The sequence below is a fragment of the Staphylococcus sp. HGB0015 genome (genome assembly GCF_000411275.1).
In the GTDB taxonomy this organism is placed as follows: domain Bacteria; phylum Bacillota; class Bacilli; order Staphylococcales; family Staphylococcaceae; genus Staphylococcus; species Staphylococcus schleiferi.
In genome coordinates this window covers 75,148-92,349 of sequence record NZ_KE150418.1, presented here as the reverse complement: position 1 = coordinate 92,349, position 17,202 = coordinate 75,148, and the positions used below count along the sequence as shown (strand labels likewise).

Below are 17,202 nucleotides of genomic sequence, written 5' to 3'. Positions count from 1 at the left end.
AAGTATATAGGGTCATTGCAATGATGTATCAATACAATAGCTAGGTGAGGGAGTCAGTTGTGACTGTATCATTAGATAAAACAGATGACTAAGCTGGACTCATCATGACTGACTGTGGTGTCAAAACAAAAGATAAACAATAAGGGAACAGGAGAGAGTGTGTATGGAAATCTCATGTTTCTATAGATTTCCACATCTATCTCATATTCCCGTCCCCATCAAATGATTATGAAGTCATTCAGTATTAATAGAACGCAGTGTTTGATTTATTCAATGTCCCCTTTATGTTCAGAAGGAGCATGTTTGTCATCGTCTGGTGTTTGATATGCAGCATTGTTTTCTGGAACCTCATTGCATTCGTGATCAACTCTTTGCGCAATCACTATGATTTTATTGTTTACGATGTCTTGTTTAAGGTCTTCTCGCTCATGTTCAGAGAAATTATATTTAGACAGAGCGGCCTCTTCCGCATCTTCACCAATAAAAAAGCGCATAAATTTATCGCTGACTGTTCCATTAGTCGATTTGTGTTGAATTTGTGAATCATTGAATCGATCTGTTTTCAATTTTTCTCTGCTTAATACCACAATTTCATTTTCTTTTAGACCTTCTTTTAATAGTAAATCAACGTATTGAATTGCATCATCTTCTGTACGTGCAACTTTATATTTTTCTACTTTATATAGTGCCATATGTGTGACGCCTCCCGATCGTGTTTTGTAATTACACTACCCTCATACTCCGTTCTATAAACGGTTTTATAATGCTATTATGCGCCTAAACATTACTTTACGCAACGAATTTCCATAAATTTCTGAATACAATGGATTTAAGATGATGCTATTGCGAAAGAGGGTTAAATTTGCTATTATCAGTAGATAATTTATCAAGCTCATATAATCTGAAGAATACGGCTTTAGAAGTTTCTACCATGTTGCCTTAAACGACATGACTATGAGTAATGGTACATCGATGTAGCGTGCTTAATGTATCCTTTCAATTCTGCTATTTGCATATTTTTGAATTGTCAAACAATACATGGGTTAGACACCTGTTATAGCGCCATTTTACAACTGTATGACTATTACTCGTATACCTAAAACCTCATTCTTTAGTTTTGGGTATTTTTGATATCATTTTTATCGAGGAGGAATAGGAGTGGACGCATTAAGAAAAAAGGTCATTGAAGATGGTGTTGTCATTGATGAAAAGATTCTCAAAGTCGATGGATTCTTAAATCATCAAATCGATGCTGGCTTGATGTATGACATAGGTCAAACGTTTCATGATCAGTTCGCAGATCAAGGTGTGACTAAAATTTTGACGATTGAAGCATCAGGGATTGCACCGGCCATTATGGCAGCGCATCGTTTTACCGTTCCTTGTTTGTTTGCCAAAAAAGCGAAACCAAGCACATTAAATGCAGGGTACTATCAAACAGATGTACATTCATTCACTAAAAACAAAACGAATACAGTGATTATCTCTGAAGAGTTTTTATCTCCAGAAGATAGAGTATTGATTATTGATGACTTTTTAGCCAATGGAGAAGCTGCATTAGGCTTACATCGTTTGGTTGAGCAAGCAGGAGCGACAACAGTGGGTGTGGGAATTCTAGTAGAAAAGAGTTTTCAACAAGGACGTTCACGATTAGAAGAGGCAGGCTTAACTGTATCATCGTTATGCCAAGTTGCTTCATTAAAGGGGAATAAAGTAACTCTAGTAGGAGATACAGAATGATGAAGCGATTTTTATTAAGTTTACAACATTTATTAGCGATGTATGCAGGGGCGATTCTTGTTCCGATTATTGTTGGGACAAGCTTGCATTTTACAAATGAACAAATTGCGTATCTTGTCACAGTCGATATTTTTATGTGTGGTGTAGCGACATTTTTACAAGTTTATCGAGGTATCGGTATCGGATTGCCTGTTGTTTTAGGATGTACCTTTACTGCGGTTGCACCTATGATCTTAATCGGACAAACGAAAGGTATTGACGTTTTATATGGGTCACTCTTTCTGTCTGGTTTATTAGTTATTTTAATTGCACCCTTTTTTGCTTCACTCGTAAAACTATTTCCACCTGTTGTAACTGGAAGTGTTGTGACAATTATTGGGATTACTTTGATGCCTGTTGCAATGAATTATATTGCAGGGGGTCAAGGTGCAAAAGATTATGGTGATCCAAAACATATTTTACTCGGTTTTGCGACGCTCATTATTATTTTGATTTTACAACGTTTTGCGCGTGGTTTCTTAAAATCCATTGCCATTTTATTAGGCTTAATTTTAGGTACTATTTTGGCAAGTGTATTCGGATTAATTAATGTAGCTCAAGTAGGACAAGCCCATTGGTTTGAATTACCTAAGCCGTTCAGATTTACAGGATTTTCTTTTGACTTTGGTGCAACATTAGTCTTTTTCATCGTCGCATTAGTGAGCTTGATTGAATCGACAGGTGTTTACCATGCTTTAAGTAAAATTACTGGTAAGAAACTTGAACGTAAAGACTTTAGAAAAGGTTATATGGCAGAAGGTATGGCGATTACTTTAGGCGCTATCTTCAATGCATTTCCGTACACTGCTTATTCTCAAAACGTGGGTCTTGTATCTCTTTCAGGTGTTAAGAAAAATGATGTCATTTACGGCATGGTTATTTTATTAGTTATTTGTGGCTGTATCCCTAAACTTGGCGCATTGGCTAATATTATTCCACTCTCTGTACTGGGCGGTGCGATGTTGGCAATGTTCGGTATGGTCATGGCATACGGTGTACGTATTCTCAATGATATTGACTTTAAAAATCAGAATAATTTGTTGATTATTGCAATATCGGTGGGTCTAGGTGCAGGTATCACAGCAGTACCTGAAGCGTTTAAAGCACTTGGTGACCAATTTGCATGGTTTACGCAAAATGGGATTGTTTTAGGCACAATATCAGCAATTCTCTTGAATTTATTTTTTAATGGTATTAACTCTCAACAAAATGATGAAAATGTGAAATAATATAAGTAATAATTTGAATGGAGGCTGTAAATAGTATGTGGGAAAACAAGTTCGTAAAAGAAGCACTCACTTTTGATGATGTACTTTTAATTCCGGCAGAATCAAATGTGTTGCCAAAAGAAGTAGACTTAAGTATAGAATTATCAGAAAAAATTAAGTTAAATATTCCGATTGTATCAGCCGGTATGGATACGGTAACAGAGTCTAAAATGGCGATTGCTATGGCAAGACAAGGTGGCTTAGGTGTTATTCATAAAAATATGAGCATTGAGCATCAAGCAGATGAAGTACAAAAAGTGAAACGCTCAGAAAATGGTGTCATTACAGATCCATTTTTCTTAACGCCTGAAGAAAGCGTCTATGAAGCGGAAGCATTAATGGGCAAATATCGTATTTCTGGTGTTCCTATTGTAGATAATAAAGAATCACGTCAACTTGTTGGTATCCTAACAAACCGTGACTTAAGATTTATAGAAGATTTTTCAATTAAAATCTCTGATGTCATGACGCAAGAAAATTTAATTACAGCTCCAGTTGGTACAACACTTGAAGAAGCAGAAGAAATTCTTCAAAACCATAAAATTGAAAAGCTTCCTCTTGTTGAAGATGGTGTTTTACAAGGTTTAATTACAATTAAAGATATTGAAAAAGTACATGAATATCCTTATTCAGCAAAAGATAGTCACGGTCGCCTCCTTGTTGCCGCTGCTATCGGTATCGCAAAAGATACAAGCATTCGTGCTGAAAAATTAGTTGAAGCCGGTGTAGATGCATTAGTTATTGATACAGCACACGGTCATTCACGTGGTGTTATTAATCAAGTTAAAGAGATTAAAGAAAAATACCCAGAAATTACAGTGATTGCGGGTAACGTTGCGACTGCTGCAGCAACAAAAGCATTGTTTGAAGCGGGTGCAGATGTTGTGAAAGTGGGTATCGGACCAGGTTCAATTTGTACGACACGTGTCGTAGCGGGTGTCGGCGTTCCTCAAATTACAGCTGTTTATGACTGTGCAACAGAAGCACGTAAGCACGGTAAAACGATTATCGCTGACGGTGGTATTAAATTCTCTGGCGATATCGTTAAAGCGTTAGCTGCAGGTGGCCATGCTGTTATGTTAGGTAGCTTGCTTGCAGGTACAGAAGAAAGTCCAGGTATGGTGGAAGTCTTCCAAGGTCGTCAATACAAAGTTTACCGCGGTATGGGTTCATTAGGCGCTATGGAAAGTGGTTCTAACGATCGCTACTTCCAAGAAGACAAAACACCTAAAAAATACGTACCAGAAGGTGTTGAAGGACGTATTGACTACAAAGGGCCATTACAAGATACAATCTACCAATTAATTGGTGGTGTTAAGAGCGGTATGGGTTACACAGGTTCACGTGACCTCAAAGCATTACGTGAAGAAGCACAATTTACGAAAATGAGTGCGGCAGGCTTAGCAGAAAGTCATCCACACGATGTTCAAATTACAAAAGAATCACCAAACTACTCATTCTAATTGGTAAAGGAGTACAAATAGTATGGAAATGGCAAAAGAACAAGAGCTCATTCTTGTCCTCGATTTTGGAAGTCAATACAACCAATTAATCACACGTCGTATTCGTGAAATGGGCGTTTATAGTGAATTACATGATCACGAAATGCCAATTGAAGAAATCAAAAAAATGAACCCTAAAGGTATTATTTTATCAGGGGGTCCTAACTCAGTTTATGCTGAAGATGCTTTTACGATTGATCCTGAAATCTATAACTTAGGTGTACCTGTTTTAGGTATTTGTTATGGAATGCAACTGACAACGAAATTACTCGGTGGTAAAGTTGAACGTGCCAATGAACGTGAATATGGTAAAGCAATTATCAATGCAAAATCTGACGAGTTGTTCTTTGGCTTACCTGAGGAGCAAACTGTTTGGATGAGTCACTCTGATAAAGTGATTGAAATCCCAGAAGGTTTTGAAGTGATTGCGGACAGTCCAAGTACACAATATGCAGCGATTGAAGATAAAAAACGTCGTATTTATGGTGTACAATTCCATCCAGAAGTACGTCATACAGAATTTGGTAATGACTTACTACGCAACTTTATTCGCCGTGTATGTGGATGTACAGGTGAGTGGACAATGGAAAACTTCATTGATATTGAAGTCCAAAAAATCCGTGACAAAGTAGGAGATCGCAAAGTTTTATGTGCGATGAGTGGCGGTGTTGATTCATCTGTTGTTGCGGTATTATTACACAAAGCGATTGGTGATCAACTAACATGTATCTTTGTTGACCATGGACTTTTACGTAAAGGTGAAGGAGACATGGTAATGGAACAATTCGGTGAAGGCTTTAACATGAACATCATTCGTGTGAATGCTAAAGACCGATTCATGTCGAAACTCGCGGGTGTTTCTGATCCAGAGAAAAAACGTAAAATCATTGGTAATGAATTTGTTTATGTTTTTGATGATGAGGCGTCAAAATTAGAAGGTGTCGATTTCTTAGCACAAGGGACACTTTATACGGATGTTATTGAGTCTGGTACAAAAACAGCACAAACAATTAAATCTCACCACAATGTAGGTGGTTTACCAGAAGACATGGAATTCGAATTAATTGAACCGATTAATACATTATTTAAAGATGAAGTGCGTGCTCTAGGAATTGAGTTAGGTATTCCAGAACATTTAGTATGGAGACAACCATTCCCAGGCCCAGGATTAGGTATCCGTGTACTTGGTGAAATTACTGAAGACAAATTAGAAATCGTGCGTGAATCAGACGCGATTTTACGTGAAGTGATTCGCCAAGAAGGTCTAGAACGTGAAATCTGGCAATACTTTACAGTATTACCAGATATTCGCTCGGTCGGTGTCATGGGAGACTACCGCACGTATGATTATACAGTCGGTATCCGCGCAGTCACATCTATTGATGGGATGACAAGTGACTTTGCACGCATCGATTGGGAAGTCTTACAAAAAATCTCAACACGTATCGTAAATGAAGTCGATCACGTTAACCGCGTTGTTTACGACATCACATCAAAACCACCAAGTACGATTGAGTGGGAATAATTAAATAGTGTGAATGAAAGGCTAGAATCACCGTTGTTACACGGTTTCTAGCCTTTTTGTTTGTACTTTTAATGTGTTAGGCTTGAAAATTGGTATAATTTGGGAACTTTACAGCTACTTGGTCGCGTTGTTTTTCAGTAATATGAGCATAAATAACCATAGTGGTTTAATGTACCCGTGACCCAATATATAGACTAATGAATTAATATTCTTCTCCAATGTGTTTAGCGGAATGAATATAAGAATTTTATCTCTTCTAAAATTAAGCTTCCTTCTTTTTTAGTTTTTATTATACATTTTTGGTATAGATGTTTAACAACTTAGCTTATTAATGAGTCTATATATTGTTTTATTCATAATTATATAAATTTAATACACTATGCTGAGGCTTATAAATTATATTTAGCCTTTATGAAATTTATTCAATTAATACAATTTAATATTCTTGACATAAATCCATATCTTTGCCGATATTCAATGTAATCTTCCCATTTATTATTTTGGTAAATTTCTATATGCTGGTATGTCATTTACCAATTCATAATCCCTTTTATTTCTTCATCAAGTAAAGCTTCATGCAGATCAGTCGCTCACTTTTCTGGATGATGATACATAAATTCACTTCCTAATAAAGCGTTTGGCATTATTTTCACATTTAAGCCAAACTTCTCTTTTAAAACATTAATTCCTCTTTTTGTCCTCCAAAGTAATTCTTTATCACCAGCTATTCCCTTTGACATAGCAACATAGCTAATCTTAGTATGTTTTTCTATTTATTAGGTGAAATCATTCACATATATCAAATAAAGTGGAAATCTATAAATAGTTTTAAAACAAATTTAATTTTGAAATAAACGTTCAACGATTTGTTCTGGTGACCAATGTAATTTTAGATGATATATATATATAATGGTTAACGATATATCTATATAATCTATTAGTATATTTATATTATATGATAATTAAATATTTAATTATTAATTTCTGATAGTTTGGAATTTTTTTACATAGATGTCCATTGATAATGATTATCAGTTAATGTATCATAATCATGTAAGATTCTAAAAATAATAACAAATGACATGAGGAGTGGATGTTTTATTGAATAAATATTTGATCGACAACCATAATGAATTTGATAAATCTATTATTTTATTTCCATTTGCAGGCGGTGGGTCCAATATTTATAAGAATTGGACCCTTTCTTTTAAGGGTTTTAATGTGTTGCGTATTCTTTATCCAGGAAGATAAAGTCGATTTGGAGAACGACCTATAACTAATATAGATTAGTTAGTGAAATTTATGAAGAAATGCTTGATGAATTAAAAACTAACGATCGAGATGCTATTGCAGGTATTACAATTCAAGACCAAGAAAAATATTGTCATATAGAGAAACATCAACTCGTTAAGAAAATTAGTGAAGAGTATGCAGATCTTATCGAAGAATCAGGATATAAATCTGTTCACTTAGTGGGTTACTGTTCGGGAGGTTTAATCGCTATGGAAGTAGCAAGTATGCTCATGCTTAGTGATGTCGATGTTGACAATGTTACTTTAATTGATACTTCACCATCACCGCTATCAGAAATCGATTATATGGTTTCAGAAATGGCATTTATCCAAACTCACTTTATTACGATTAAAGATGTATTACCAACCATTGATTAAAACAAACTAAACGATAGTATTAGAGCCATGTATTCTAATATTGAAACTGATGCAGAATACGATTTATTGAATTTCATTATCAAACAGTACGGTGAAGAAGATGAATTAAAAATAGAGTTAGAACAATTTTTTAAATACAAATCTTTTAATGAACGATTTGAAAAATATACTGAAGTTATTGATTCTAAAAAGGATGGTGATAATACAGTCAACACAGATTTCTTAATTTCTTCATATAAAACACAAATGGCAAGTTGGGAAGGGGCACATATGACACCTACTACATATATAGGTGATGTAACTTATTTGAAAGCACAAGAAGATGGTTCTGATTTGTTACCAGCACAAGATAGTAATGAATTTTGGCAAAATTGTTGTATAGGTGATTTCACTGAAATACCTATACCTGGTAATCATTATAATTGTGTTGACGATAAAGAGTATGCGTCATATGTTGCAAAATTATTAATATAAAATTTTAACAGACGGGGAGTTAGATTATGAATAAATTATCAGTTAAAGACTTAATTACAGTAGGTATTTTTACAGCGATTTATTTAGTAGTGTCCTTTGTTACTTTTATGATTGGTTACATACCATTTTTAATACCGTTTCTAGGGTTCATTTGTCCGATTGTATGCGGTATTCCGTTTATTTTATATGTTATGAAGATAGATAAATTTGGTATGGTGACATTGACTGGAACGATTTTAGGTGTTGCTTTTACAGTGATGGGCAGTGGCTTAATTATGATTCCGTTTGGCATTATCTTCGGTTTGATTGGTGACTTCATTATGAAATCTGGTGGATATAAAGAGTGGAAATCAATTGCGTGGGGCTATGCTATTTTCTCGTTTTGGATGATGGGATTTGTCGTAAGAATGTTTATTGCAAGAGATCAATACTTTAAAGAGGTCGGGAAGTCTTATGGTCAAGATTACGTAAATGTTTTGGAATCTATTACACCTTTATGGACATTACCTGTGATGTTTATTTTGACAATGCTTGGTGGTCTTGTTGGTGCATGGTTAGGTAAGAAAATGTTTAGTAAACATTTTAAAAAGGCGGGACTTGTTTGAAGACGGTTGTTGGTTCATTGAAAGATCATAGGAACATTGTCGCAAAATTAGACCCTAGAACTAAGATCGCTTTAACGATCACGATAAGTACGATTTTAATATCAAGTGGTAGTTCGCAAAGTATTTTAAGAGTATGTTTAACGTTGTTTTCACTCGCATTATTATTATCTATTCATAAGATCAGTTTATTTATTAAATGTGCGGTTACTTTTTTGGTGTTGATAGGCATTCAATATTGGGTTATTCCTCATACAGAAGGCATGATTAAATTTATTCTTCTTGCATTTGTTGGAATATTTATGAATATGTTTCCTGGTTTTATCGTTGGTTACTACACTTTATTCTCTACAAAAGTAAGTGAATTTATAGCAACTATGGAAAAAATGAAATTACCTAGAAATATTATCATTCCAATATCCGTGATTTTTAGATTTTTCCCGACGATTGCTGAGGAATATCGGAATATTAATTATGCCATGAAAATGAGAGGTATTAACTTTTCGAATCATTTTTTTAAAATAATCGAGTATAGAATGATTCCGCTTATTATATCCGTTGTTCAAATAGGAAATGATCTTTCTTTTACAGCGATGACAAGAGGAATTGATTCTCCATTTAAACGGACGAATGTATTCGTCGTGAAGTTTAAACTACTTGATATATTGTTAATCATTATCATGGTGATATTATGGATTATTTATTTTAAGGAGAAGTTGTTTAATGATTAAATTTGATAATGTAACTTTCAACTATGCTTCTTCAGAAGAACCAGCTATTCAAAATGTCTCGCTTCAAATTAAACAAGGTGAATTAGTCGTGTTCTGTGGTAAATCAGGTAGCGGGAAGTCTACCGTTGCTAAATTGATAAACGGCTTAATTCCTAAAGTTCAACCTGGTTATATGAGTGGGCATGTATACTTGGATGGATGCAATATATCGGAAATTGAGATGTATCAATTATCACAAATGGTTGGTAGTGTATTTCAAAATCCGAAGACGCAATTTTATAACGTTGATACGACAAGTGAGCTTGCGTTTAATTTAGAAAATCAAGGTATTGATAAAACGGTCATCATTGAAAAGATAAAAACAATTATGAACCAGTTCAAAATTGAGCATTTATTAGATCGTAACATATTTGAGTTATCAGGTGGCGAAAAACAAATCATTGCATGTGCGACAGTGCTTATTACTAATCCAGATGTTGTCGTATTAGATGAGCCATCTTCAAATTTAGATATGTATAGCATTAAGAAATTAAAAGAAATGATTTCTTATTTAAAAGAACGCGGTAAAACGGTCGTGCTGATAGAACATCGTTTGGATTATATTATGGATGAGACAGATAGCGTCTATTATATGGAACATGGCTCGTTACATGCCCATTTTTCTATAGATTCATTTAAATCACTAGATTGTGATGAACTTGAAAACATGGGTATTCGATACGGGCAAGAGGAACGATTACAACATGAGCCACAGTTTGGTGATCGTGTCATGGAAATGCATAATTTTACTTATACTTATGACAAATTTAATAAAGAGAAACAATTAGATGTGAATGAAATAGCCATACCAAAAGGTGAAGTAGTCGCGATTATCGGCGATAACGGAAGTGGTAAATCGACCTTTGCTAAATGTTTATGTGGTTTGCTGAAGGATTTTCAAGGACATGTGACATATGACGAGAAGCGACTCAAACAGAAACAATTATTAAAGCAGAGCTATATGGTTTTCCAAGATGTAAACACACAATTATTTACGGAAAGCTTAGAACAAGAATTACAGCTTTTAAATGTGCAAGTAACAGATACACAAGTTGATGACATGTTAGCAAGTATGAATTTGTTAGATAAAAAGCATGAACATCCATTGTCACTTTCTGGTGGAGAAAAACAAAGAATGGCCATTGCTACGGCAATATTGAGTGCTAAGGAAATCATTATATTTGATGAACCTACTTCAGGGCTGGATTTATATAATATGAAAAAAGTCGCGAAAATAATTAACGACATCCATGACAAAGGAAAGCAAATCTTTATCATTACACATGATAAATCATTGATATTAGAGATTTGTACATATGTCTTACATTTTGGAGATGGTCGTCTTATTAATCAGTTCGCATTGAATCATCAAGGCATCGATCAATTGAATCATTATTTCGATGTATAATTCGCATCAATGAGAGGAGTCAGTAAAGTATGAACACCGATGAACATTGGATAAAATCATTACTCGTATTTGGACAAGATGCTAAATGGAAGATTGTTTTATCTATTGTATTGTCTATTATTAGTGTGTTTTCAGGATTAGTGCCTTATTGGACGGTATATAAAATCATACTATTAATGATTGATGGAAATACAGAGATGAATCAAGTTATTTATTATATAAGTATCGCAGTTGGTGCTTATGTGATACAGGTTATTTGTTTCGGAAGTTCGACGATGTTATCGCATGTGACGGCTTATGATATTTTATCTAATATTAGAAAGCAATTGGCACATAAATTAATGCGTTTACCTTTAGGTGTTGTAGAATCTAAAAAAATTGGTGAACTTAAAAGTATATTTGTCGATAAAGTAGAAACGATTGAATTACCGTTAGCGCATATTATTCCAGAAGTAGTAGGTAATTTATTACTGTCTATTTCTATATTTGTTTATATCGTTATTATCGATTGGCGTATGGCTTGTGCCATGTTGATTACGGTGCCGATTGCATTTTTTGCTTTTAAAAAATTAATGTCTGGATTTAATGAGACATACGAAGAACAAATGGCATCGAATAATTACATGAATAGCTCAATTGTTGAATACATTGAAGGTATAGAAGTTATTAAAACATTTAATCAATCTCAAAATTCTTATAAAAAATATAAAGATGCTGTTAGTGCGTATAAGATACATACTTTAAATTGGTTTAAAAGTACATGGGGCTATATGAACTTAGGTGCAAGTATTCTTCCTTCGACTTTTCTAGGTGTGCTACCACTAGGTATGTATTTGATTTCAATTGACCAGTTGAACTATGCAGAATTTTTTATTTGCTTAGTACTGTCTTTAGGTGTTGTCGCACCAATCAAGAACTTTACGAATTATGTTAATCAATTAAAATCAATCCAATATGCGATTACAGAAGTACGCCAAGTATTGAATTTAGAAGAACTTGAAGTCTCGAAATCATTTAAAGACCCTAAAAATCATCAAATCACATTTAATGATGTTGGGTTCTCTTATTCAAATGACAAAGATAACTTAGTATTTAATCATTTGTCGTTTGTTATTCCAGAGAAGACTTTTACAGCAATTGTTGGTGCATCTGGTAGTGGTAAGTCTACGATTGCGAAATTACTATCAAGATTCTGGGATGTAACGTCCGGTGAAATTGATATCGGTGGCGTAAATATTAAAGATATTGAACCTAAGAAACTGAACGAATTAGTTGGTTTTGTCGGGCAAGATAACTTCTTATTAAATCTTACGTTTAAAGAAAATATTAAATTAGGTAATCCGGAAGCATCAGATGAAGCGGTTGAAGAAGCGGCTAAATTAGCGCAATGTCATGAATTTATTACGAAAATGCCAGAGGGCTATGATACGAATGTAGGTTCAGTTGGTGATAAATTATCGGGCGGTGAAAAACAACGTGTCACAATAGCGAGAATGATCTTGAAAGATGCACCGATTATTGTATTAGATGAAGCGACAGCTTATGTCGACCCAGATAATGAACAAAAAATTCAAGCTGCATTAAATGCTTTAACTCAAAATAAGACGCTCATTGTTATTGCCCATCGATTATCTACCATTAAACAAGCAGATCAAATTATTGTGTTAGGTCATCAACAAATTCTTGAAAAAGGTGACCATGCAAGATTATTGAATATGAATGGTCACTATAAATGCATGTGGGATATGCACATCGGTGCGAAAGATTGGGGGGTCTCTTCTTAATTTGTAATACATTCAAATATAAAGGAGGATTAACATGTTTCAGATTACATTTAAGATTTTAAAGTGGGCGACACCTTATAGATCAAGAATGATTTTAGGATTTGTAATGTCATTTATTAATTCTATTTTTATCGCCTTACCAATCTTCTTAGCTGCCCAAGTGTTTAACCGTGTGCTATCTCATAAACAAATTGAAATGTATGAAATTATGAGTGTGTTAGGCATCATGATTTTATTAGTATTAGCAAGATTTGTGACAGCTTATTTAAAGAATAGACTTCAAGAAAGTATTGCCTATGAAATGAGTGCTAAAGAACGTTTAAATATTGGTGATAAACTTAAGAACGTAAGACTAGGGTATTTTGAAGACCATCAAACAAATGAACTTGCAACAGTTGTTACAACAGATTTAACATTCTTAGAAAATTATGCAATGAAGATGATCGATATTGTCGTAAACGGCTATATATTAATTATTGTATTAATTTTGTCGCTTTTAGTTGTGTCTTGGGAAGTGTCACTATTAGCACTCGTGGGTGTAGTTCTATCTCTACTTTGCATTCATTTATTAGAAAAGAAAAGTCATCAAAACGCGCCTCATTATCATCATGTTCAAAATCAACTTGTTGAGAAAGTGCTAGAAGTTGTTCGAGGTATTCAAGTAATTAAATCATTCTCAAAAGAAAATACAAGTCTTCAAAGTTTTAACAAAGCAGTAGATGAAAGTCAACGCGTGAATACAAAAATTGAATTACAATATATACCTTTTAATTTATTACATTTATTGAGCTTAAAGATAGTCTCTATCGTTATTGTCTTAATGGCATGCTTATTATATATCAATCAAAGCATGGATTTACCAACGCTCATTATGATTTCAATATTTTCATTTGTGATATTTGAAAGTGTGGAGAATGTAAACAGTGCAGCACACGTATTAGAGATGATTGATATGACATTAAATGATATTGAAGAAATTAAGAAAGCACCTATATTAGATGAAACAGGAAGAGATATTGAAATCGATAACTTTGATATTGAATTTGATCATGTCAGCTTCTCTTATGGTGAGCATCGCGTGATTAATGATGTGAACTTTAAAGTAGGAACGCAAACATCTACAGCGATCATTGGACCATCAGGAAGCGGTAAGTCTACGCTATGTCATTTATTGTTAAGATTTTATGATGTAGACGAAGGTACGATTAGATTAGGTGGCGTCGATATCCGAGATATGACACTTAGTACGCTGATGTCGCATATTAGTGCGGTTTTTCAAAAGGTCTACTTATTTAATGATACAATCGAAAATAACATTTTATACTGTAAGCCAGATGCAACTAAAGAAGAAGTTATCGCAGCTGCGAAACAAGCATGCTGTCATGACTTTATCATGTCACTACCGGATTGCTATCAAACAATGGTCAATGAGAAAGGGAATAATTTATCTGGTGGAGAAAAACAACGTATCTCTATCGCAAGGGCAATATTAAAAGATGCACCTATCATCATTCTAGATGAAGCAACTGCGAGTATTGATCCAGAAAATGAACATCTCATACAAAGTGCCATTGATGAATTAAGCAAAGGCAAAACAGTTATCACAATCGCACATAAAATTGGAACAATTAAAAATGCCAATGAAATCATCGTATTAAACGAAGGAAAAATCATTCAAAAAGGTGATCACGAAACACTTGTGAATCAAGCAGGAACTTATCAGAACTTCATCGAAATCAAGACACAATCAGAAGGTTGGAGATTGTAGAGTATGAGTAAACAAATTGGCATTTTAGGTGGAAATGGTGCACTAGGTATTAGGTTAACGAAGTTATTATCTGAACATAAAAATATGCAAATTAAAGTCAGTACAAGAACTGAGAACTTTACCAAATTAGAACATCATCAAATTGAATATGTAACAGTAAGTTTATATAGTGCAGACGATTTAAAACAATTTATTAACGGATGCGATATTGTTGTGAATTGTACAGGTTATTACAATAAAAATATTATAGAGTGTTGTTCAGAATATCATGCGCACTATGTTGATACTTCTGGTGAGTTAAATTTAGCTCAAAGTGAAGTGGAATTGGATGAACAATTGAAGGCAAAACGGTTAAGTGCAGTACAATTTGTTGGTGTAAATCCAGGATTAACAGAAGTGCTGATTGCATATTGTAAAGCGTGTTCGAATGTTGATGAATTAGAATTATACTTTTCAGGTGTTGGCAAATTATCAAAATCAGCGGTCCTTGAAATGATTGAAACATCGGAACCGCCATATTCGTATAGTCAAATGTACATTAAAAACGGTAATCTTGAACGTTTAGATTATATGATGAAAGAAGCTAACTTAATGGATAATGAACGACCATTTAATTGTGTGCCCATTATCAATCATCATTTTATCAATTGCATAAAGCAAAATACCGTATAAATGCTAATTTAAAAATGTACACTCTCGCTTGAATAAGTATGTACAAAAATGACTGTTTTTATCATAATTTGATTGAGGTGAAATTATGAATTATACAGTCAAAATAGATACAGACATTAAAATTAAAAGCCTTTCAGACTTACCAAAGCTGAAAGAAATGAAAGAAAGATATTGAATTGATAACGTTTCCCAAATTTATCAATTCAATATCTTTCTTTCCAGTCTACTTGAGCAGCTATACCAGGGCGTTTTTCTACCCGTATAGTTGCTTTTTTAATTTCCTTTTCTTTCTTTTTCTTACAATATTCTCTTAGAATCGTATACTTGCCTTCATATCCTTTTTTAGAAATATATTTATAAATCGCCATAGCCGTACAACCTAACTCTAATTTTTCGTCTATGAGCGTTTTATAGGGTTCTAATTTTGATACTCTCTTTGTCGTTTTCCTTGTTTTTAATTTTTTCAACTCATTGCCTTTCCCAGCTTCATAATATTTTTTAACTGTCCTTGGATAGCAATGATATTGTCTAGCCAGCTCAGCGTAATTTGGTTTTATGCCTTTCATAATGTAAAATAACACTCCTTCGTATATATCATGTCTCAGTCAAATAACCTCCATTCAAAGATTGAGTTAAGACATGATTATATATTTTATACCGCCATTTACAATAGTTACTCTCTTAATAAAAACATAATGTTTTGTTGTTTATCATCTAAAATACAAAGAGTATAGTTTTTCTTCGTTAAAGTCATTTGAGAGATCTACAAAGTATTTCGTTTGCCATTTTTGTGTGCTTTTAGCAGTAGGATTTAAATTTGAAACCCAGCTCGGATAAACACGCATTGCCATTTTACCTTTAGCTTTATTTGATTTTATAACTCCTTTTTCTTTCAAAATATTTTTAGGAAATATGAACTGACCTATTTTTTCATTGTCTATAATATTTATGATTAATATATCTTCTGTTGTATCATAATCAAAAGGGATATTCACATTACATTCATTTTTTCGCCAAAAAGCAACAAAATATCCTTTTTTTTTTGGTGTTTTTTTGGCTAATCTACTTTTAAAAGTTAATTTATCTGACTCAAAAGTAAACGCTTCGTAATCAGAGTTCAAGTTATCAATTTTAATATTCGTTAAAGACAAGTTACTTATTACATTTATAACAGAGATTACTAATTCCTTTGAGATATAAGTGTCATTCATAATACTTATTCCTTTCTATTGAAATTCTTATGTCTTAAAATATCTTCTATTTCAATTTCATTAATAGAAGTAGGGAATTCATTTACTTTTGAACACACAGAAAATATGTAATTATCATAATGATACTTTTTAAAATAAAAATTGTTATCATAATAATTAGTGTAAACTGATATGTCATTCTCTAAAAAGCGATTTTTTATTGTAAAAGAGTTTAATGGAATGTAAAGGCCTTTACCTAAAGCTTTTACATAGCTCTCTTTTAATGTCCATATATAGAAAAATGTTTTACTAATGTCATCTTCTCCGGCATTAGTAAAGTAAGATTTTTCATATTTAGAAAATGATTGAATTAGAATATTAAAGTCTAAATATCTGACTTTTTCTATATCTACACCAATTTTCTGGGAGTGAATAGTACAAATTATCCATTTACCTGAATGAAATATATTATAGTGAAAATCAGAACTATTTTTTAAAAACGGTTTTCCATATTTGTTACTACAAAATACTAAGTCATCATTTTTAAGATTAAATTTATTCATAACTATATATCTAATTAGTAAATCAGAAAGTAAAGATCTTAATCGATCATTTTTATAGATATATCTTTCTATAGTTTTTCTTTTAGAATCAGAGATGTTATTTATAGCAAATTTGAAATTTTCGGAACTGAATTTGTTAGGTAGTTTTAAAGAAAATATTTGGTTGTATATTTTTAACGGTTGGCGAAATATTCACTGACCGTTATTTTAATTTTTGATATTAAAAA

The 17,202-nt window shown here is 33.1% G+C and carries 16 protein-coding genes and 1 riboswitch; of the genes, 12 read left to right on the top strand and 4 right to left on the bottom strand.

The window, feature by feature from the left end; genetic code table 11:
• Positions 1-266: 266 nt before the first annotated feature.
• A complete protein-coding gene (locus tag HMPREF1208_RS07145; RefSeq protein ID WP_016425676.1) occupies positions 267-692 on the bottom strand; it encodes a general stress protein in 426 nt (141 codons plus the stop codon).
• A gap of 180 nt (positions 693-872) precedes the next feature.
• Positions 873-975, top strand: a riboswitch (purine riboswitch).
• 183 nt (positions 976-1,158) lie between these two features.
• Between HMPREF1208_RS07145 and xpt the strand changes: the two genes are divergently transcribed.
• The 12 genes from xpt to HMPREF1208_RS07085 all read left to right on the top strand — a co-directional run bounded on the left by xpt (position 1,159) and on the right by HMPREF1208_RS07085 (position 15,222).
• On the top strand, positions 1,159-1,740 hold the full coding sequence (gene xpt, locus HMPREF1208_RS07140; RefSeq protein ID WP_016425675.1) for a xanthine phosphoribosyltransferase: 582 nt from the start codon (positions 1,159-1,161) through the stop codon (positions 1,738-1,740).
• Positions 1,740-3,008 (top strand): xanthine permease PbuX, encoded by a 1,269-nt coding sequence (pbuX, locus tag HMPREF1208_RS07135; RefSeq protein WP_037559511.1) that lies wholly within the window; start codon positions 1,740-1,742, stop codon positions 3,006-3,008. Before xpt ends, pbuX begins: the two co-directional genes overlap by 1 nt.
• A gap of 35 nt (positions 3,009-3,043) precedes the next feature.
• Positions 3,044-4,510, top strand: a complete 1,467-nt coding sequence (gene guaB / locus HMPREF1208_RS07130; protein WP_016425673.1) for an IMP dehydrogenase — start codon at positions 3,044-3,046, stop codon at positions 4,508-4,510.
• A gap of 22 nt (positions 4,511-4,532) precedes the next feature.
• On the top strand, positions 4,533-6,074 hold the full coding sequence (gene guaA / locus HMPREF1208_RS07125) for a glutamine-hydrolyzing GMP synthase (RefSeq protein ID WP_016425672.1): 1,542 nt from the start codon (positions 4,533-4,535) through the stop codon (positions 6,072-6,074).
• Positions 6,075-7,384: 1,310 nt separating this feature from the next.
• A complete protein-coding gene (locus tag HMPREF1208_RS12400; RefSeq protein WP_016425671.1) occupies positions 7,385-7,744 on the top strand; it encodes a thioesterase domain-containing protein in 360 nt (119 codons plus the stop codon).
• 66 nt (positions 7,745-7,810) lie between these two features.
• Positions 7,811-8,218, top strand: coding sequence for a hypothetical protein (locus HMPREF1208_RS12395; RefSeq protein ID WP_228480286.1), 408 nt, complete (start codon positions 7,811-7,813; stop codon positions 8,216-8,218).
• Positions 8,219-8,244: 26 nt separating this feature from the next.
• On the top strand, positions 8,245-8,823 hold the full coding sequence (locus HMPREF1208_RS07110) for an MptD family putative ECF transporter S component (protein ID WP_016425669.1): 579 nt from the start codon (positions 8,245-8,247) through the stop codon (positions 8,821-8,823).
• Entirely contained in the window at positions 8,820-9,551 is a 732-nt protein-coding gene (locus HMPREF1208_RS07105; protein WP_016425668.1) for an energy-coupling factor transporter transmembrane component T, read from the top strand. Before HMPREF1208_RS07110 ends, HMPREF1208_RS07105 begins: the two co-directional genes overlap by 4 nt.
• On the top strand, positions 9,544-10,998 hold the full coding sequence (locus HMPREF1208_RS07100) for an ABC transporter ATP-binding protein (RefSeq protein WP_016425667.1): 1,455 nt from the start codon (positions 9,544-9,546) through the stop codon (positions 10,996-10,998). Before HMPREF1208_RS07105 ends, HMPREF1208_RS07100 begins: the two co-directional genes overlap by 8 nt.
• Positions 10,999-11,027: 29 nt before the next feature.
• A complete protein-coding gene (locus tag HMPREF1208_RS07095; protein WP_016425666.1) occupies positions 11,028-12,782 on the top strand; it encodes an ABC transporter ATP-binding protein in 1,755 nt (584 codons plus the stop codon).
• 34 nt (positions 12,783-12,816) lie between these two features.
• Positions 12,817-14,550, top strand: a complete 1,734-nt coding sequence (locus tag HMPREF1208_RS07090) for an ABC transporter ATP-binding protein (RefSeq protein WP_016425665.1) — start codon at positions 12,817-12,819, stop codon at positions 14,548-14,550.
• Between the two features lie 3 nt (positions 14,551-14,553).
• On the top strand, positions 14,554-15,222 hold the full coding sequence (locus HMPREF1208_RS07085) for a saccharopine dehydrogenase NADP-binding domain-containing protein (protein ID WP_016425664.1): 669 nt from the start codon (positions 14,554-14,556) through the stop codon (positions 15,220-15,222).
• 203 nt (positions 15,223-15,425) lie between these two features.
• On the opposite strand, the gene HMPREF1208_RS07080 is transcribed toward HMPREF1208_RS07085, so the two are convergent.
• From HMPREF1208_RS07080 to HMPREF1208_RS07070, 3 genes are all read right to left on the bottom strand, one after another.
• Positions 15,426-15,788 carry a transposase gene (locus tag HMPREF1208_RS07080; protein WP_016425662.1) on the bottom strand — a complete coding sequence of 121 codons (363 nt, stop codon included), beginning with the start codon at positions 15,786-15,788 and terminating at the stop codon, positions 15,426-15,428.
• A gap of 144 nt (positions 15,789-15,932) precedes the next feature.
• Positions 15,933-16,433: a MepB family protein gene (locus HMPREF1208_RS07075; RefSeq protein WP_016425661.1), complete on the bottom strand. Its 501-nt coding sequence runs from the start codon at positions 16,431-16,433 to the stop codon at positions 15,933-15,935.
• A 5-nt stretch (positions 16,434-16,438) separates the two neighbouring features.
• Entirely contained in the window at positions 16,439-17,134 is a 696-nt protein-coding gene (locus HMPREF1208_RS07070) for a 4'-phosphopantetheinyl transferase family protein (protein WP_394802127.1), read from the bottom strand.
• Between the last annotated feature and the right edge of the window lie 68 nt (positions 17,135-17,202).